The 18,009-nt window shown below is 59.0% G+C and carries 8 protein-coding genes; 4 read left to right on the top strand and 4 right to left on the bottom strand.

Translation table 11 applies throughout. The features are described 5' to 3' along the window. Window positions 1-180: 180 nt before the first annotated feature. Window positions 181-996, bottom strand: coding sequence for a carbon-nitrogen hydrolase family protein (locus FGA82_RS20015; RefSeq protein ID WP_141128426.1), 816 nt, complete (start codon window positions 994-996; stop codon window positions 181-183). 125 nt (window positions 997-1,121) lie between these two features. On the opposite strand from FGA82_RS20015, the gene FGA82_RS20010 reads away from it, so the two are divergent. Continuing rightward, window positions 1,122-1,922, top strand: coding sequence for a helix-turn-helix transcriptional regulator (locus FGA82_RS20010; protein WP_141128425.1), 801 nt, complete (start codon window positions 1,122-1,124; stop codon window positions 1,920-1,922). Between the two features lie 158 nt (window positions 1,923-2,080). After that, window positions 2,081-3,700 (top strand): FMN-binding glutamate synthase family protein, encoded by a 1,620-nt coding sequence (locus FGA82_RS20005; protein ID WP_064118965.1) that lies wholly within the window; start codon window positions 2,081-2,083, stop codon window positions 3,698-3,700. A gap of 36 nt (window positions 3,701-3,736) precedes the next feature. Here FGA82_RS20005 and FGA82_RS20000 read toward each other — a convergent pair whose 3' ends face one another. From FGA82_RS20000 to FGA82_RS19990, 3 genes are all read right to left on the bottom strand, one after another. Beyond that, window positions 3,737-4,099, bottom strand: coding sequence for a polysaccharide synthesis protein GtrA (locus FGA82_RS20000; protein ID WP_141128480.1), 363 nt, complete (start codon window positions 4,097-4,099; stop codon window positions 3,737-3,739). A 211-nt stretch (window positions 4,100-4,310) separates the two neighbouring features. Continuing rightward, a complete protein-coding gene (locus FGA82_RS19995) occupies window positions 4,311-5,732 on the bottom strand; it encodes an amino acid permease (RefSeq protein ID WP_141128424.1) in 1,422 nt (473 codons plus the stop codon). Window positions 5,733-6,069: 337 nt separating this feature from the next. Further along, window positions 6,070-9,210 (bottom strand): dermonecrotic toxin domain-containing protein, encoded by a 3,141-nt coding sequence (locus tag FGA82_RS19990; protein ID WP_141128423.1) that lies wholly within the window; start codon window positions 9,208-9,210, stop codon window positions 6,070-6,072. A gap of 303 nt (window positions 9,211-9,513) precedes the next feature. Here FGA82_RS19990 and FGA82_RS19985 point away from each other — a divergent pair, with 303 nt between their 5' ends. Together FGA82_RS19985 and FGA82_RS19980 are read left to right on the top strand one after the other, a co-directional pair. Further along, window positions 9,514-12,657, top strand: coding sequence for a transglycosylase domain-containing protein (locus FGA82_RS19985; RefSeq protein ID WP_141128422.1), 3,144 nt, complete (start codon window positions 9,514-9,516; stop codon window positions 12,655-12,657). A gap of 192 nt (window positions 12,658-12,849) precedes the next feature. Beyond that, complete coding sequence (locus tag FGA82_RS19980) at window positions 12,850-17,964, top strand: dermonecrotic toxin domain-containing protein (protein ID WP_141128421.1); 5,115 nt, start codon at window positions 12,850-12,852, stop codon at window positions 17,962-17,964. Window positions 17,965-18,009: the final 45 nt, after the last annotated feature.

The following is an 18,009-nucleotide window of genomic DNA, read 5'->3' as shown; positions in this document are numbered from 1 at the left end:
TACTCCGAATTTTATTGGATTTATGGCAGAGCCGGATTCGGCGAATGTTTCGGGTGTGGCTGATCGTTCCCACGCTCTGCGTGGGAATGCCTCAATGGACGCTCTGCGTCCGCTCTTGGGACGCGGAGCGTCCCGGGCTGCATTCCCACGCAGAGCGTGGGAACGATCGGGTACAGCGGGTCAAGGAATCAGCAACTCTCGCAGTCCAGAAGCGTGCTCCAGCACCTCCCCCGGCAACTTCAAACGCTGATCATCCAGATAGCGGTAATCCCTGCGCGCAATCTCCAGTTGAGCGAAATCCAGCTCAACGCTGAACGTCCCTTCTTCGCGCCCGGCCTCGAACAACAGCGCACCCAGCGGATCGACGAGCGCACTGCCACCGGCAAACATCAAACCGTCGTCCCCCGCTTCCACGCGATTGACCATCAGCGCAAACGCCTGATTCTCCTGGGCCCGGGCCATGATCGCGGTGCGGTGGGTCGGCGCGTACGGATCCATGTTGCCGTTGGTCACGATGAGCAACTCGGCACCCAGTTGCGCCAAGGCACGGGCCGACTCCGGAAACTCGATGTCGTAGCAAATCAGCAAGCCAACGCGCACACCGTTCCACTCGCACGTGGCGTAGCGGTCGCCGGCCTCGAACACACCGCGATCCGACGCCCACAAATGCGTCTTGCGGTATTTCAGGGCGATACCTTCAGGGGTGATCAGCAGCGTGGTGTTGTAGAAACGACCGTTGTCGTTCTCGGCCATGCCGATCACCACGGCGATGTTGCGTTCGCGCACGGCGGCCAACACCGCACTGACGGTCGGGCCGTCCAGCGCCTCGGCGGTTTGCGCCACGGTCTCGGCCGTCGGGAAGCCCATCAGGTGGGTTTCCGGGAACACGATCAGTTGCGTGTCGGCAGCACACGCGGCGATCGCTGCAAGCGCGCGTTCGAGGTTGTATGCCGTGGCATTGTCACGGCCCGCCAGTTGGGCGAGTTCGACTTTCATGGGGATTCCTTGTTATGAGCGTCGGGCGCTGAAAGATTGCCCGGTGGCTGTCTGTGGGCCAGTATGCGCAGCATGCGAGCGGCCAGGGAATTACGCGGCCGGGGTAACCCGATAGGGGTAGATCGATGGCACTTTCGTTTGACGACATCACTTGGCACCGCGCCGTCGGGCAACTCATCGATGCGCTCGACAAGCCGAATTTCTGGGCACAACTGGTGCGACTGCTCGACCAGTACGTGCCGTTCGATAGCTGGGTGGCGCTGCTGTTCAGCGCCGATCAGCACCCGCAAGTTTTCGCCGAATGCCCGGGCGCAGACGGCAACCCTGACCCGTTGTTTCAGGACTATCTGCGCGGTCTGTACCTGCTTGACCCGTTCTACATCGCCTGCCGCGAGCAAACGCGCACCGGTCTGTATCGCTTGTCCGAGGTCGCGCCGGAGCATTTCGAACTGACCGAGTATTACCAGCGATACTTTCGTCTGAATGTCGTGGCGGACGAAATCCAGTTCAATTGTCAGCTCGAAGGCGATCGCACGTTGTGTCTGTCACTGGGCAGTGAAAAACGTTTCACTGGCGAACAGATCGCCTTGCTGTCATTGATCCAGCCTTGGGTGCTGGGCCTGCTGCGTCAACGACTGCCCTATGAGATCAACGAAACCGTGGCCCTCGCCGCCGCTCCTGTCCGGGCAGACTGGCGGGTGCAACTGGAGGCCTCGGTGCAGCAACTCAAGGGCGCGCAATTGACCGCCCGGGAACTGGATGTCGGGCGCTTGATGCTCAGCGGTTGCTCCAGTAAAGAAATCGCCCGTAAGCTGGAAATCTCCGTAGAAACCGTGAAAGTCCATAAGAAACACATGTACAGCAAGCTGGGGATCAAATCCCAGTCAGAGCTGTTTTCGATTTTTCTTCAGGCGCAAAACGCCTGAAACAGCGCGATTTACGCTTTTTTGTGGGAGCGAGCTTGCTCGCGAAGGGGCCATCACATCCAACATTCATGTTGGCTGACCCACCGTATTCGCGAGCAAGCTCGCTCCCACAAGGAACTGCGGCGCTGATTATTCCGAGTCCGAACCAAGGAAACCGTATGAGCCTGTCCCTCCTGAGCCGCTACGCCTTCTTTGCCGTCTGCGTGATTTTCACCCTCGCCAGCCTGCCTTTCCTCGAACATGACTGGCTGTGGCCGATCACTGCCGTTACCGGCGTACTGAGCCTGATCGGTCTGTTCGACCTGCTGCAAAGCCCGCACGCGGTGCGTCGCAATTACCCGATCCTCGGCAACATCCGCTATCTGGTCGAAGGCATCCGCCCGGAGATCCGCCAGTACCTGCTGGAGTCCGACAGCGACGCCCTGCCCTTCTCCCGTGCGCAACGTTCGCTGGTCTATTCGCGGGCGAAAAACGAAACCGCCGACAAACCGTTCGGCACGCTGATCGACGTTTATCAATCGGGTTTCGAATTCATCGGCCACTCGATGCGCCCGGCGCCGTTGAGCGACCCGAGCAGTTTCCGCGTCACCGTCGGCGGCCCGCAGTGCAGCCAGCCGTACTCGGCGTCGGTGTTCAACATCTCGGCGATGAGCTTCGGCTCGCTCAGCGCCAACGCCATTCGCGCGCTGAACCAAGGCGCGAAACTCGGCAACTTCGCCCACGACACCGGTGAAGGCAGCATCAGCCCGTATCACCGCGAACATGGCGGCGACCTGACCTGGGAACTGGGCAGCGGTTACTTCGGTTGCCGCACCAGCGACGGCCGCTTTGATCCGGAACGCTTCGCCACTCAAGCGCAGAATCCGCAAGTGCGGATGATCGAAATCAAGATGAGCCAGGGCGCCAAACCTGGCCACGGCGGGATCCTGCCCAAACACAAGGTCACCAAGGAAATCGCTGAGACTCGCGGCATCATGATGGGCGAGGACTGCGTGTCGCCATCACGCCACAGCGCGTTTTCCACGCCCATCGAAATGATGCAGTTCATCCAGCAACTGCGTGAACTGTCCGGCGGCAAACCGGTGGGCTTCAAGTTCTGTCTCGGCCATCCGTGGGAGTTCATGGGCATCGCCAAAGCCATGCTGGAAACCGGCATCCTCCCGGACTTCATCGTCGTCGATGGCAAGGAAGGCGGCACCGGCGCCGCACCGGTCGAGTTCACCGACCACATCGGCGTGCCGATGCGCGAAGGCCTGCTGTTCGTGCACAACACGTTGGTGGGTCTGAACCTGCGCGACAAGATCAAACTCGGCGCCAGCGGCAAGATCGTCAGCGCCTTCGACATCGCCAGCGTGCTGGCCATCGGCGCCGACTGGGCCAACTCCGCACGCGGCTTCATGTTCGCCATCGGCTGCATCCAGTCGCAAAGCTGCCACACCAACAAATGCCCGACCGGCGTCGCCACTCAGGATGCTCTGCGTCAGCGCGCACTGGTGGTGCCGGACAAGGCACAACGCGTCTTCAACTTCCACCGCAATACCTTGAAGGCTTTGGCGGAAATGCTCGCAGCGGCCGGCCTTGAACATCCATCACAGCTGTCGGCCAAGCATTTGGTGCGGCGTATGTCGGCGACCGAGATCAAACTGTTCTCGCAGTTGCATGTGTTCCTGAAACCGGGGGAATTGCTCACCGGCGAAGTGAACGGCGAGTTCTATTCGCGGATGTGGCAGATGGCGCGGGCGGACAGTTTTGAGCCGCAAGAAGTCGCGGCCGCGTAACGGCCAATGCGCCAGTCTGCGCAACGGACTGGCGCGTTACTGCTGATTTTGGCGCAACAAGACAACCCGGAAATACAGGTAGCCCGCCAATAGATTGAGCAGCGTGAAAGACGCCACGGTGACCAATCCATGCCAGTGCTGCGCATCGGCAAGCAAACCGATGGCAAAACTCACCCCGCCCATCCCGCCGATAAACAATAGATAACCAAGCACCGACGTATTGCGCTCGAAGGTATACAGCACATTCACGTAAAACGAGAACGCCGCGGCCACGCAAAACGCGGCGAAATTACTGGCAGCCTGCGTCAGCCCCGCGGCGGTGCACAGGACAAAAAATATTTGCCAGTGAATCAGTCCATCGGCGAGGCCGATCACAGTCAATGCAGAGAATCCTTTCATCTCGGTTCCTTGCCAAAGCCGTTTTTGGCGAACAGCCAACCTAGGTCATCACGCGCTGGCGGTCTACTGTCAGAAATTACAGGTCAAGGGTCAATTACGACGAATGGTCAGCACTTCACCCCATGGCGGTTATGTATCGCCGGGCTACGACAGTGCCAACAAAAAAGCCCCGATCTCGCGACCGGGGCTTTGCTTTTTCAGCTTATGTAACTTACGAAGCCGAACGCGCCGCCACTTGCGATACGTTGCGCGGTTGCAACTTGAACACGTAGAACAACACGGTCAGCAGCACCAGGAACGCCGGGCCCACATACAGCGCTACGCGGGTGTCGGGGAAGTACGCCATCAGGCCGACCACCAGCACCAGGAATGCCAGCGCAAAGTACGAGCTGACCGGGTACAGCCACATCTTGTACTTGAGGCCGGCACGTTCGCTGGCGCTCAGACCTTGGCGGAATTTCAGTTGCGCCAGCAGGATCATCACCCAAGTCCAGATCGCGCCGAAGGTGGCAATCGAGGTCACCCAGACGAAGACTTTCTCCGGCACCAGATAGTTGAGCATTACGCCCAAGAGCAACACCGCAATCGACAGCAACAGCGCACGACGCGGCACACCGTTATTCGAGGTCTTGGCAAAACCGGCCGGCGCCTGGCCATTCTGCGCCAGGCTGTAGAGCATGCGCCCGGTGCTGAAGATGCCACCGTTGCACGACGACAACGCTGCGGTGATTACCACGAAGTTGATGATGCCGGCGGCGGTCTTGATACCCAGACGTTCGAAGGTCATCACGAACGGGCTGCCTTGAGTGCCGATTTCGTTCCACGGGTAGATCGACAGAATCACGAACAGCGCGCCGACGTAGAACAGCAGAATCCGCCAGAACACCGAGCCGATCGCATCGGGAATGGTCTTCTGCGGGTTCTTCGCTTCACCGGCGGTCAGGCCGATCATCTCGACACCGAGGTAGGCGAACATGACCATTTGCAGGGACATCAGCACGCCGGTCACGCCGTTGGGCATGAAGCCGCCGTGGGCCCACAGGTTGGAAATGCCCAGTGCCACGCCGTCATTGCCGAAACCGAAAGCGATGATACCGACGCCGCCGATGACCATGGCGATGATCGTGACGATCTTGATCAGGGCAAACCAGAACTCGAATTCACCGAAGGCCTTTACCGCGATCAGGTTGATCGAACCCATGCTGATCAACGCCGCGAGGGCCCAGATCCAGCGCGGCACATCGGGAAACCAGATGCCCATGTACACGGCCACCGCGGTGATTTCCGCGACGCAGGTCACCAGCCACAGGAACCAGTAGTTCCAGCCAGTGAGGAAGCCTGCCAAAGGACCGAGATAGTCTTGTGCGTAGCGGCTGAACGATCCGGCGACCGGGTTGTGCACGGCCATCTCGCCGAGGGCGCGCATGATCACCAGGATCGCCAGACCACCGAGAATGTAGGACAGCATGATCGCCGGGCCGGCCATTTCGATGGCCTTGGCCGAACCTAAAAACAGACCGACGCCGATACAGGCACCGAGCGCCATCAGGCGAATATGCCTTTCGCCGAGTTCGCGTTTGAGCGGACCGCCCTGAGCGGTGTCGCCGTGAGGCAGGTGATTGCCAACGGGCATAGGGGTGCAACCTCGTCTTGTTATTGGATATGACCACCGAGTGTCGAAGCGTCGGCCGATAAGCCTTGGCGTGCATGAAACCGCGCCTGCTTCGTGGGCAGACGCGTCTTGCAGGGCAACCTGAAAGATCAGCGGGGCGTCAGTATAAAAACCTTGATGCAGGTCTTTTCACTCTATAAACCACAAGATTCAGCGGGAGTTGTCGCGAAACGCTCAGCAGACCCAGCGGATCAACTGGCCAGCGTAGGAAAACTCGCCACCGAAAATGGCGGCGAGTATTGCACAAGGAGGGTGCAGCGTCTTTTCTTCGTGCGCTTTTTACCGAAGGCGTCGGGCGTTACGCCGCGTTGCCTTGTCGCGTTAGGGAGGCCACCGCAGTCACGCTTTTGGACCCCGTTGCGATGACTTTCTCACCGGAATACACCTTGACCTGTCGGGTGCTTCCCTCGAACCAACCCGCCTCCTTTCGGGAATAGGAAGCCATCTCCGGTGCACCGCGCTGCGACTGATAATGAAGCACCCACTCCTGCGCAACCCGGTCGTATTTCATGTAGGCAAATGCCGTCAGGACCATGTAGGCATTGCCTTGGTCATCGTTCAGCAAACCGTATTCCGGAAACTCCATAGCGGTGCTCAGCCCCCACCCATGCTCATGGGCAGGCAAATCATTGTATTGAGCCGCTTCGCGGCCAGCCTCGACATGACGCACACGTAAAACAGTCTCACTCATTTGATCCACGACCCATGAGCATCCACCGAAGGTGGGTGTGAAAACATGATCGGGTTCGCCCCATCCCGGATGCACAGGAATATCCACGTAGCCTCCCTGAGGCGCCCAGTACCCGTGCACGGCATCGTTCTGGCCGGGCAACTCGCCTGCCGCCAGATCGATAAACTTGATGGCATTGAACTCCCCTTGCGACGTCGAGGCGTGGGTCAAACGCTCCATCGCAAACATCATTTTCCCGCCGCCTGGCTTGTAATTGATCTGCGAAGCAATATCGAACGGGTGTGTAGCCGTGGAATATTGCGCGGTTTGCGGATTGAACAGCCCGCCATTTATCGAAACATTGGCAAACTCCGGTGCCGACAGCGCCGCGTGGATATTGGTGGGTCTGACGGAAAACGGGACGAGCTTGAATTCCCCCCAATCGTAGGACAGATGCCGTACGTCCTTGAGCGTCACGACCTCAAGGCGCGGCTCCCACAGGCCATTGGGCAAAGGCTCGCGGTGGAAAGGCGGGCGCACCCAGACCGGCCTGCCCGAGGCGCCTGGCGGCGCTTCGCTGATGAGGTCCGGCGCAGTAAACTCATCGGTGACATTGCCGCCGAACAACGACTGCGGTTGCCACTGATCCGGCGCGACTTGCCGGTATCGGCGAGGCGCAAGTTCGTTGAAACCGGAATCGACGAGGATGACGTCGACGACCTGCGCATTGAGGGTGAAATCATTCTTGACGCGATACACCGCGACCTTGCCTCGCTCGTCAATGTTACGAATATAACGGCGTTGCCCGTCGGCGCTTTGCAAGATGCCTTTGCCTGCCGGGCTGAGGCGGGCCACTTCGACAGGCCTCACGGCAGAGCGCCGAAATGCCCTGTTACTGAAACCGGCCGGCGTCGGTGCGACCGATGTCGAAGGGCGCGCCAGTGCAGGCTGCCACTCGCCCGCGCCGTCCTGCTCAACGATCGGCTGGTAAGCCTGCGGCTTGCTCGGGTGAGCAATTCTTGATTGACCGGTGGCCGGTTCGATGACTTTCTCGAAGACGCCATCCTCGACCCTGACAAAGTGTTTGCCAGCTATCTCGAATTGATTTTGTGGATCCGGCTTCAAGTCCGCCAAGGACACTTCGCTTCGATAAGGTGCGAGGTCAGGCTTCCACAAACGCTTCTGCCCACCGGGCGTTTCAATCGGCGTGAACTCCGAATGTATGCCGGCCAACAACGGCAGCGTCGCGACACCCATGCCGATACTTTCCAGCACGTCGGTAATGTGCTCCCAGCCGGCTTCCTTATCCCCCTTGCTGAGTTCTTCAAGCCCTTCCAGCACTTCGTCCATCAACTGCACCGCCGAAACACCGAGCATGACCATTCCCAACGGCGGCACGGCAAAAGACAGCACATTCAGTGCGGCCAGGCCGACCTCAAGGGATATCGCGAGCAACGATTGTTCATCGCGTGCATCGGCATCGGCGTTGGAGACAGCGGCATCGCGAGCGTCGCGGAAAATCCGCTGGTTGAATTCCCGGTGCAATGTTGTCCAGATGTCATAGTGCTGGACCCAGGGATCGCCCGATGGGTCCAACACCCGCAGTTGCAGAAGAAAATCGGGGTCATGCTTTTGCCGACGGGCCTCATGATCCCAGAGCCGTGGTTTGCCTGACGCAGTCGGCACCTCTTCGGTAAAGCTGTAGAAGAACGTCGAACGATCCTTGTAGCGCATGAAACGGCTGAAAAATTGTTGATAGGTCGTTGGGGCCTTGGGCGACTCATCGTCAGCGCGACGCACGAATTGTTCGATCAATCGGGCCTTGAGCTCCGTCAGTGTCGCGTAGTGCTTTACGGGATGATCAGGATCGTCGGGAATGTACGCGATGAAATCGTTTTTGGCGTAACCGTCAACGGTCGGCAGCAAGTCGTCGAGAATGCTTTCATCGTCCGGATCGGCGATCTCGAAAATGATACAGCTGTGCACTGGCAACTCATTGAAGCTCAAACTGCGATACCACAGTGGCTTACCGTCAACATGGACAAGTTTCTCGCCACGAATATTCGACATCAACGCGTCGAAATGCGTTTGGCGAATATCACGCTTGCATAACGCGATGTAACTTGCGGCTTTCAATGCCGCTTTCTGATAATCCACGAACAGTCCATTCAGTGTTTCCCGTGCGTTGCCATCATCCCAGTCAAGTGCCCTATTCAAATGTGCCTGATATTGTTTCCCGAGGTCGAGCGCCCGGCATAACTCAACGAACTCGTGAACATCAAGCCCGACATTGTCGACCCTGCCTGGTGCTGTTATGTAGCAATCCGGTTTGAAAAAAAACATCGTCTTTTTTTCCGCCGAATGGTTATGCAGCGCAGCATCAAGCAGCGTAGAGGGTTGAACTTGTGACGTATGAAAGTCGCTTTTCCCAGACAGATCCACCCGTACCCGGGTAACGTCCAGATCCAGGCCAAACCTCGCCTTGATGGCTTTCGTCAGCACGGGGGCGGCAAACTCATGGGGTGTTTCTACTGCGGCCATGGCGTTATTCAGCACGGTGTGCGCGGTGACACTTTGTTCCATCAAGGACCGTGCTTTGTCACGTTGCTCCAGCGAGGCCTTTTTCAGCCACTGAGGAACATCGGCATCAAAACCCTTGAACATCTCCAGGTTTTCTTTTGACATATTCAACAGCGGCAAAGGCGTTGCAGCCTTAACAACATCTCTATGCTCGGCCATGCTGAAAAGCTGATTTCGAGACTCAATCATGACTTCATCCTTGATAATTAAAGTTGAGGCGCGAGTTAACCTCAAAGTATTCAACAGACAAAGCCCCTGAGTACTACCGAATTTTAGCAATTTCCACTTATACAAATAACCGACCGAATAAAACTGCACACTTAACGTATTTGAAATACGGGCTCTCAAAGAGCACTGTTACTCGAACGGCTCTTGACGGACCTCGTTCTGGCTTGGCGCCCCACGCGCGGCCGCACATTTTTTTCACCATCGCCAACCACCGTCTAAGCTTCAGACAAGTCCGATCAATCTGCGTGAATGGATCAATCGACTATGGGCGCTTTGTGGCAAACCGATTCGAGTAAAGCCGTGGTTCCGACTGAACGTGTGGATGAAGCGCCTGACCCTGGAAAACCACGCCGTCATCGGCATGGCTGGAAGGCTTTCTGGTTGTTGCTGGTGATTATCGCGATTGTGCTGGGGCTGGCCGCGTCCAAGGAAATGCGCACCTCGCGTTTTCAGTCGCGGGAGCTCAGCCAGTACGCTGCTTCGCTGACCTACACCCTCGAACCCGGCCCCAGTGAAGCGATACGGTATCCGGGCAATGGGCCGTTCGATCTGCGCCTGGGTTACAGCTCCCTCGATGAATTCCTGCCGCGCCTGCTCAAACGCAACTATGTCGTTACCGAGCAGACGCGTTTTTCGCCGGCGCTGCTCAGCTACACCGACAAAGGCCTGTTCGTGCCATATTCGGAGAAGATTCAAGCCGGCTTATCGATCACCGATTGCCGCGCCGCGCCGCTGTACAAGTACAACTATCCGCAACAACTGTACGCCGATTTCGCAGCCATTCCGCCGATGGTGGTCAGCAGCCTGTTGTTCATCGAAAACCGTTTCCTGCTCGACCCGAAACAACCCTTGGCCAACCCGGCGGTTGACTGGCCGCGCTTCGGCATGGCGGCATGGTCGCAAGTGGCGAAATTGCTGCACCTGCCCGGCCAGTCGGCGGGCGGCAGTACGCTGGCCACGCAATTGGAAAAGTACCGGCATTCACCGGATGGCCTGACGGTGTCCGGCGCCGAGAAGCTGCGGCAGATGATGTCCGCCAGCGTGCGCGCCTATCAGCCCGGACCGCAAACCCTGGGAGCACGGCAGAATATCGTGCGCGATTACCTCAACAGCGTGCCGCTCTCGGCAGTGCCGGGGCATGGTGAAGTGCATGGCATGGCGGAAGGGTTGCGCGTCTGGTACGGCAGCGACTTCAACAAGGCCAACGAACAACTGAACAGTCCGGCCACCGATCCGAAAACCATGGCCGACAAAGGCCTGGCCCTGCGCGAGATGCTCTCGTTGATGATCGCCCAGCGCCGCCCCTCGTATTATCTGACCAAGGGCCGCGAGGAACTCACTGATCTCACCGACAGCCATTTGCGCCTGCTCAAACAGAACGCTGTGATCGATAGCGCATTGGCCGATGCCGCCCTCGCGAGCAAAGTCAGCTACCGCGACTGGCAGACCCAGCCGACCCTCCAGCCCATCGAAACCAACAAGGGCATCAGCGCCGCCCGCAGTCGTCTGGCGAGCATGCTCAACCGGCCGCTGTACGACCTCGACCGCCTCGACCTCTCGGCCACCAGCACCCTGCAGGGCGACCTGCAAACCCAGGCCACCGCGTACCTGAAAAAACTCGCTGACCCGGCCTATGCCGCTGAAATCGGCCTGCTCGGCGAACGCTTGCTGACGCCCACCAGCACCACGCAAGTGCGCTACAGCTTCACCCTCTTCGAGCTGACCCCGGACGGTTCCCGCGTGCGCGTGCAGACCGACAGCACCGACCAGCCGTTCGACATCAACGAAGGCAGCAAGCTCGAACTCGGCTCAACCGCGAAAATGCGTGTGCTCACCACTTACCTGCAAATCATCGCCGAACTGCACGACAAGTACGGCGCCATGAGCGTGCCGGAACTGAAAAAAGTCGACGTCCCCGATCAGGATCGCTTGAGCCAATGGGTGATCGATTACCTGATCCAGAACAAGGATCACGACCTGTCGAAGATGCTCGGCGCAGCACTGGATCGCAAGTATTCGGCCAGCCCCGGCGAGGCATTTTTCACCGGTGGCGGTTTGCACGTGTTCCACAACTTCCGCAACGAAGACAACGGCCGCATGCCGACCCTGCGCGATGCCCTGCGCGAGTCGATCAACCTGCCGTTCATTCGGCTAATGCGCGATCTGGTGCGTTACACCACCTACTCCGGCCCCAACAACAGTGCCGAATTACTCAAGGATGATCGTGACCCACGCCGCCAGGAATACCTGGCCAACTTCGCCGACCGCGAAGGCACCTCGTTTCAGCTCAAGTTCTGGAAAAAGTACAAGAACAAAGACACTCAGGCGCGCCTAGACACCTTCCTCGACAGCATGCGCCCGACGCCGATCCGCATGGCCGCCGTGCATCGCTACCTGCTGCCCGATGCCAGTCAGGCAGACTTCAACACGTTCGTGCGCTCACACCTCAAAGGCGCCAAGCTCACGGAAAAACTCACCGATGATCGCCTGATCCGGCTTTACGATTCCTACGGTCCCGGCAGTTACGATTTGCCCGATCAAGGCTTCATCGCCAAGGTGCACCCGCTGGACTTGTGGATGATGGGCTATCTGTTGAACCACCCGGACGCGACCTTCAGCGAGATCGTCAAGGCCAGCCATTTCGAACGTCAGGAAGTCTACAGCTGGCTGTTCAAGAGCAAGCACAAGGGCGCCCGCGACAGTCGTATTCGCACCATGCTCGAGATCGAGGCGTTTCTCGATATTCACCAGCGCTGGCAGAAAGTCGGTTATCCGTTCGACCATCTGGTGCCGTCGCTGGCCACCGCGATTGGCAGCTCCGGGGATCGCCCCGCCGCACTCGCCGAATTGATCGGGACCATCCTCAATGACGGCGTGCGCATGCCGACACTGCGCATCGACAGCCTGCATTTCGCCGCCGGCACCCCGTACGAAACGCAACTGGTCAACGACCCGCATGTCGGCAAACGGGTGATGCCATCCGAAGTCGCCACGGCCATGCGCGAGGCATTGTCGCAAGTGGTCGACGCCGGTACGGCAAAACGTGTTTCCGGCAGTTTCAAACTGGCGGATGGCAGCCCACTGGCCATGGGTGGCAAAACCGGGACCGGCGACAACCGCATCGAGGCCATCGGTTCGGGGGGACGCATCCTCAGTTCGAAGTCGATCAACCGTACGGCGACCTTCGTGTTCTACATCGGCGATCACCATTTCGGCACCCTCACCGCGTTCGTGCCGGGGCGCTCGGCAGAGAACTTCAAGTTCACCTCGGCCCTGCCCGTGCAGGTGCTCAAGGGCATGGCGCCGATTCTCACGCCGTATCTGCAACCGGGCAGCGACTCGCAATGCAAGCCGATGCAGACTGCCAGCGTGGCGATGCTTGAAGCGCCCCTCCCTACAGCGAGGTAACAATTCGTGTCAGGCTTTTCTGCATCAGGGTGACGTTTTTTCGCTGTAGCGGGTGGTACTTATGTATTTTTCAGATTCGAATTTTCGTCGGGTTCGCCCGCCGCAGTGCCGTTTGCCTCCCGATCTTTGAACTTTTGTTTTGCCCCGCCGTGAGTAGGCTGATCATTCCTCAACAATCAAGGATGATTGGCCATGACACTCCCTTCCCTGCCCGTCGCAATCACGGAAAAAGGGCAGCATTACGACTTCATCAAGGCAAACGTCAACGACGCGTTCAAGGGCGCCACCGTCAACCGGGCCCAGGCGCTGGCAGCCACGCCACTGGAGATCCAGCCCTGGTTTACCACGGCTCCCGCCGCGTATCTGGACAAGCTCGCCGCCGTCAACCTCACGGCCTGGAACTCGCAGAATCAGGTTGATCATCTGCTGGCCAGAACCGATCTCTACGCTTTCGCCGAACCCTTGCTCAACGCGAAAATCAGAGAACGTCATGGCATCGAGCCTGACCTCAAAACCACTTACCTGCGTCTGTACATTCCCGCCGAACAACCCTGGTACAACATCAACGTTTACAAGGGCGCCGTTACGCGCACAGTGTCGTTGCTCGACGCCGCACTGCATAACTTCGCCAGCAGTGAAACGGTCGGGTACGGTTCGGACTACATCAGCAAACCCGACGAGCGCGGCCTGTTCGATGTGCTGGCGATCAAACAGCAAATGCCCATCAGCGAGTTCCAGGCGTTGTGCCGTGATCTGGACATCGGCGGGCAATACAAAAGGCATCTGGAACGCTATCTGCTGCCCGGCGAACCCGTCGCCGAAAGCGTTCTGCAGCACAAGGTCAACACCAGCCAGAAAGACGCCCTCGCCGTCGCCGCGCACCTGGCCCTGATCAAGGACGAGATCCCTTACGACGCCTACAAAATGGTGCTCAACCTGACCGAGGGCAAATCGCCGTTGCTGCTCAACGGCCACTCGATCCGTTGCAGCGATCTGAAACTGCTCGGCACCCGGCTGACCGGTGTGTTGCTGTTATTGCACGGCACCCGGGACAGTCGGGGCGTGCGCCGCCTGATCGTCTACATCCCGCATGATCCGGATCACCCGCTCAAGGAATACGACTCGCTCAAGGCGTTCAGGGATGAACTGACACGACAGCTGCGTGAGGACAAACTCTGCGCCTCGACCGGCCAGACCTACCGTCAGTTCTTCAGCCAGTTTGTCGACCAGCAGCAACGCGGGCACTTTTTTGCTGAACTCAGACAACGCCTGTTCATCGTCAGGTATACCCCCCGCGAGGACGGCACCGATCAGCGCCCACCCTGGAACGAGGTGGCCGTGGAGAACCCCAATCTGGAGTTCAAGAACCAGCCCTTGCAAGGCGATTACTGGCGCCATGCCTACCAGCAGAAACTCAACAAGATTCTCAACGATGCCCGGGAAATCGCCGTCTCCACCGCCGACACCGACAGCAAGGCGCGCTGGGCGTGGTGGGACAATTTCAAGAAGATCTTTTCGGATATTTTCAATGCGGCGCTGTTGATCGCCACACCGTTCGTGCCGGGCTTGGGCGAAGTGATGATGGCGTACACCGCCTATCAATTGACCACTGATGTCATCGAAGGCGTGGTCGATCTCGCCGAAGGCTTGTGGCAGGAAGCCGCCGGGCACGTGATCAGCGTGGTCAGCGACGCCATTCAACTGGCGACGTTCGCAGCGGGCGCGCAGATTGGCGAGGTCTTCAAGGTCAAGCTGTCGACGCTGGTCGACAACATGAAAGCGGTCAGGCTGCCGGATGGCCAAGCCAGTCTGTGGTATCCGGATCTGGCCCCCTATGCACGCCAGGAGCTGACCCTCTCCGCCGATTCGAAACCCGACTCGCAGGGTTTGCATGACTACGGCAAGGAAAAGATCCTGTCGCTGGAGGGTCAGTTGTACAGCGTCGAAAAAGCCTCATCCGCCGCGCACTCCAAAACCCACCACATCAAACACCCGAACCGCACCAACGCTTACCGCCCGAAGATCGAACACAACGGCCACGGCGCCTGGCTGCATGAAGCGGAAACCCCAAAAGACTGGACGGATGCCACATTGATGCGCCGACTGGGCCACCGTGCCGAACGGTTCTCCCCCACGGAGCTGGAGCAGATCCGCATCAGCAGCGGCACCGATCACGACATGCTGCGCCAGATGCATGTGCAAAACAGCCCGCCGCCACCGCTGCTGGCCGACACGCTCAAACGCGCCAGCGCTTACGACGATGTGCGTGTGGCCACCACCGACATCCGTGAAGGCCGGCCGATCGACCCGCAAGCGGTGTGGCTGGAACCGCTGCTGACCGGCTTGCCGGGCTGGCCTTCCAGCAAAGCGCTGGAGGTTTACGCCGATGCCAGCCTGACCGGCTATTCGCACAAGTATGGCAACCCGCAGGCCGCGCCCGCGGCGACCTTGAGCATCAGCCTCGCTGACCTCAACGCCGGCAGACTGCCGGAGCGCGTGCTGGATTTTCTCGCCGAGGACGATCTCAAGCAGTTGCTCGGCAGCGATGTCGCCCGTAACGAACGCGTCAGCGCACTGCGCAGTCGCCTCGCGGACGCTGTCGATGAGCGCCGCAGTGCCGTGGCCGACCGCATGTACCAGGCCACCGAACAATCCGGCAAAGTCGATTTGCGCGTGGTCAGGCGGACCTTCCCGGAACTGCCACTGCCGCTGGCGGAAAAACTTGTGGCGCAGGCCTCACCCGCTGAGCTGCAGCGTATCGCTGATGAAAACCGCCTGCCATTGCGCCTCAAGACCCAGGCCCGCGAGCTGAATTTCGAAGCCACTGCCGTGCGCGCCTACGACGGTTTTTACCGCGACGAATCGATGACCGCCGACACCGAACGGCTCGCGCTCAACACCTTGCGCGTGCAGACCGGCACCTTCGGCGATCTGCGTATCGAAGTCCGCGACGGCAGCTATGACGGGCCATTGCGTTGCAGCGCTGGCCCCGAGGACCCGACCAGCGTCAGGCGGCTGATCCGTGACGAGCATGGCCGCTACGAAGTGCTCGACGCCAACAACCGTTCGCTGCACGCCGCCAGCGACTTCTACGAAGCGATTCTGCAGGCCGTCCCGGCCGAAACGCTGTCGAGCGTTGGCTATCAGCGGGGTCAGGGGCGCGCGCTCAAACTGTGGATCATGGAGCAATCGGCCGAACCTGCCGAGCGTCGAGCCGTACTGGCCGAGCCGCCGATTCGAGTGGTGGCGAGTATCGAAACCGAAACGCTGGTGCGTGGCTGGCCACGGTTTCTTCGTGGGTCAACGCCGGAGGAGCGGATCAAGGATCTCTATCCAACAATGGAGCAGAGGGAAGTGACCGCATTCCTCGAAGCGTTGACACGCAAGGGCGAACCGGGGGAAGCCATCGAACGCCTTGAAGCAGAACGCGAGGAACTTCGTATTGAGCTGAGGCGCTGGACTGAGGACTATTCCTCCCATGATCCCGAGACAGGTGCCTCGCACCCGTCATACGACTACATGCACAACGGCGGACTATTCATCAGGCAGGCACTGTCCAGATGCTTTGATCGCGAGAGCGAAATTTTCGGCGCGCGCAGCGTCCATCCCGAACAAGGCTACACGCTGGACCTGTCTTCCGAACTCATGGGGTATGACGTCGAACGCTGGTGGATTGACCTGATCAAGCGTCCAAAAATGAAGAAATACTTTGATCGCATCACTGCCCTGAAACTTGACCGGGCGCGCCTGTCGCCAGACCCGAGCGCACTGCTCAGCAGCTTCTCTGACCTTCGCCAATTGAGCGCCCGCCAGTGCGGTTTAAAAGAAGTACCGTCGATCACTGGGCTGATGCGCCAACTCAAGGATCTGGATCTGGCTGATAACCGTATCGAATTGACCGCCGAGTCCCGCCAGCAACTCAGCGCCCTGGAACAATTGCGGACGCTGAATCTGAACGGCAATCCGCTGAGCCTGCCACCGGATGTCGGGCGAATGGATCACTTGACTGCACTGCACTTGGCCAAGACCCGGATCAACACCTGGCCCGAGGGTTTGTTCAATATCGGCGAGGTCGCCAAACAACGCTCACGAAGCTTTATGCTGGACATGCGCGAGGCGCCCATCAACAGCTTGCCCGAAGTGACTTCCGGCTCCAGTCAGGCATTTATTCTCAGCCGTGCTCGTTTGGATACATCACGATTATCCAATGAGGATCGGCTGCGATTGGGCAAGTACCGTGAATCCACAGGCTTGAGTCTGGTGCAGGACTATTTTCCGGCGGCCGAAAACGAAATCAGTCACTGGCAGTTGTTCCCCCGGGAATCCATCGACTTCAGCCCGTCAGGATCGCTCAGCAAGTACCGCAACGAGTCCTGGCATGACCTGATGGCCGAACCTGATTCAAGCGGGTTTTTCAGCGTGATTCGCAAGCAACGCGAGAGCGCCGACTACCAGACGGATCAGGGCCGCAGACGCCTGACCCAGCGGGTCTGGGAAATGGTCGACGCCGCCGCGATCGACTCGGCACTGCGCGAAAAGCTGTTCGAGCAGATTGTGTCACCACAAGACTGCGAGGATCTCGGTGCTCAACTGTTCAACTCACTGGGTATCAAAGTACTGGTATCCAAGGCCCACAACGAATCGACTTCCCCCAGCCAGTTGGAGGACAGCCTCGTACGCCTGGCACGCAGCGCATCGCGACTGAACCGGGTCACCGATGAAGCCCGAGTCGAGTACAAAAACCAGGAACTGCAAAACCTCATAGACCCGCGCAAACCCGCACCGGATGAAGTGGAAGTTCATTTGGCATACGAAACAGCACTGGCCGGGCGACTGGACCTGCCCTGGCAGTCCGAGGGCATGGTTTACCGGCCTCGTGCAGGGGTCGATGCGGACAAAATCGATATTGCCTACCGGATGATCGTCAAGCGTGAACAAGGCGACGGGATGATCAACGGGATGATCGACCTCTACTACGAAAACTTCTGGGAAGAGCATTTACGGAGTACCCACCCGGACGAATATCAAACCAATGATATTTTTTTCGCGGAGAAACCAGGGTTGCTCGAAGACTTGCGCAAGGCGCAGGCGCAATGGGCCAACGCCACACCCGAGACACCGCTGAAGGAGTTGCAGCGGAATCTGGAAAAGCTTGCCGATCAATTGGGCGCATCCCACAAGGACGTGTTCAGCGGCGACCCCATGAGCGAAAAAACGTATCAACGACTGAGCGATAAAATCGCTTACGAGCGCAACGACCTGTCCAGAAAACTGACCCGTGAAGCCCTGGCCAAGGCAGGCCTCTGACGGCGACTGTTGGCCACTCGATCAGCCCCGCCATCGGCTGACCGA

The sequence above is a fragment of the Pseudomonas fluorescens genome, assembly GCF_005938625.1.
Taxonomy (GTDB): Bacteria; Pseudomonadota; Gammaproteobacteria; order Pseudomonadales; family Pseudomonadaceae; genus Aquipseudomonas; species Aquipseudomonas fluorescens_BD.
This window is presented reverse-complemented; position numbering and strand designations above follow the sequence as displayed.

What these genes read in the sequence shown, in the direction of transcription:
- FGA82_RS20015 (WP_141128426.1), bottom strand. Translation starts at nt 996, where the DNA reads ATGAAAGTCGAACTCGCCCAACTGGCGGGCCGTGACAATGCCACGGCA.
- FGA82_RS20010 (WP_141128425.1), top strand. Translation starts at nt 1,122, where the DNA reads ATGGCACTTTCGTTTGACGACATCACTTGGCACCGCGCCGTCGGGCAA.
- FGA82_RS20005 (WP_064118965.1), top strand. Translation starts at nt 2,081, where the DNA reads ATGAGCCTGTCCCTCCTGAGCCGCTACGCCTTCTTTGCCGTCTGCGTG.
- FGA82_RS20000 (WP_141128480.1), bottom strand. Translation starts at nt 4,099, where the DNA reads ATGAAAGGATTCTCTGCATTGACTGTGATCGGCCTCGCCGATGGACTG.
- FGA82_RS19995 (WP_141128424.1), bottom strand. Translation starts at nt 5,732, where the DNA reads ATGCCCGTTGGCAATCACCTGCCTCACGGCGACACCGCTCAGGGCGGT.
- FGA82_RS19990 (WP_141128423.1), bottom strand. Translation starts at nt 9,210, where the DNA reads ATGATTGAGTCTCGAAATCAGCTTTTCAGCATGGCCGAGCATAGAGAT.
- FGA82_RS19985 (WP_141128422.1), top strand. Translation starts at nt 9,514, where the DNA reads ATGGGCGCTTTGTGGCAAACCGATTCGAGTAAAGCCGTGGTTCCGACT.
- FGA82_RS19980 (WP_141128421.1), top strand. Translation starts at nt 12,850, where the DNA reads ATGACACTCCCTTCCCTGCCCGTCGCAATCACGGAAAAAGGGCAGCAT.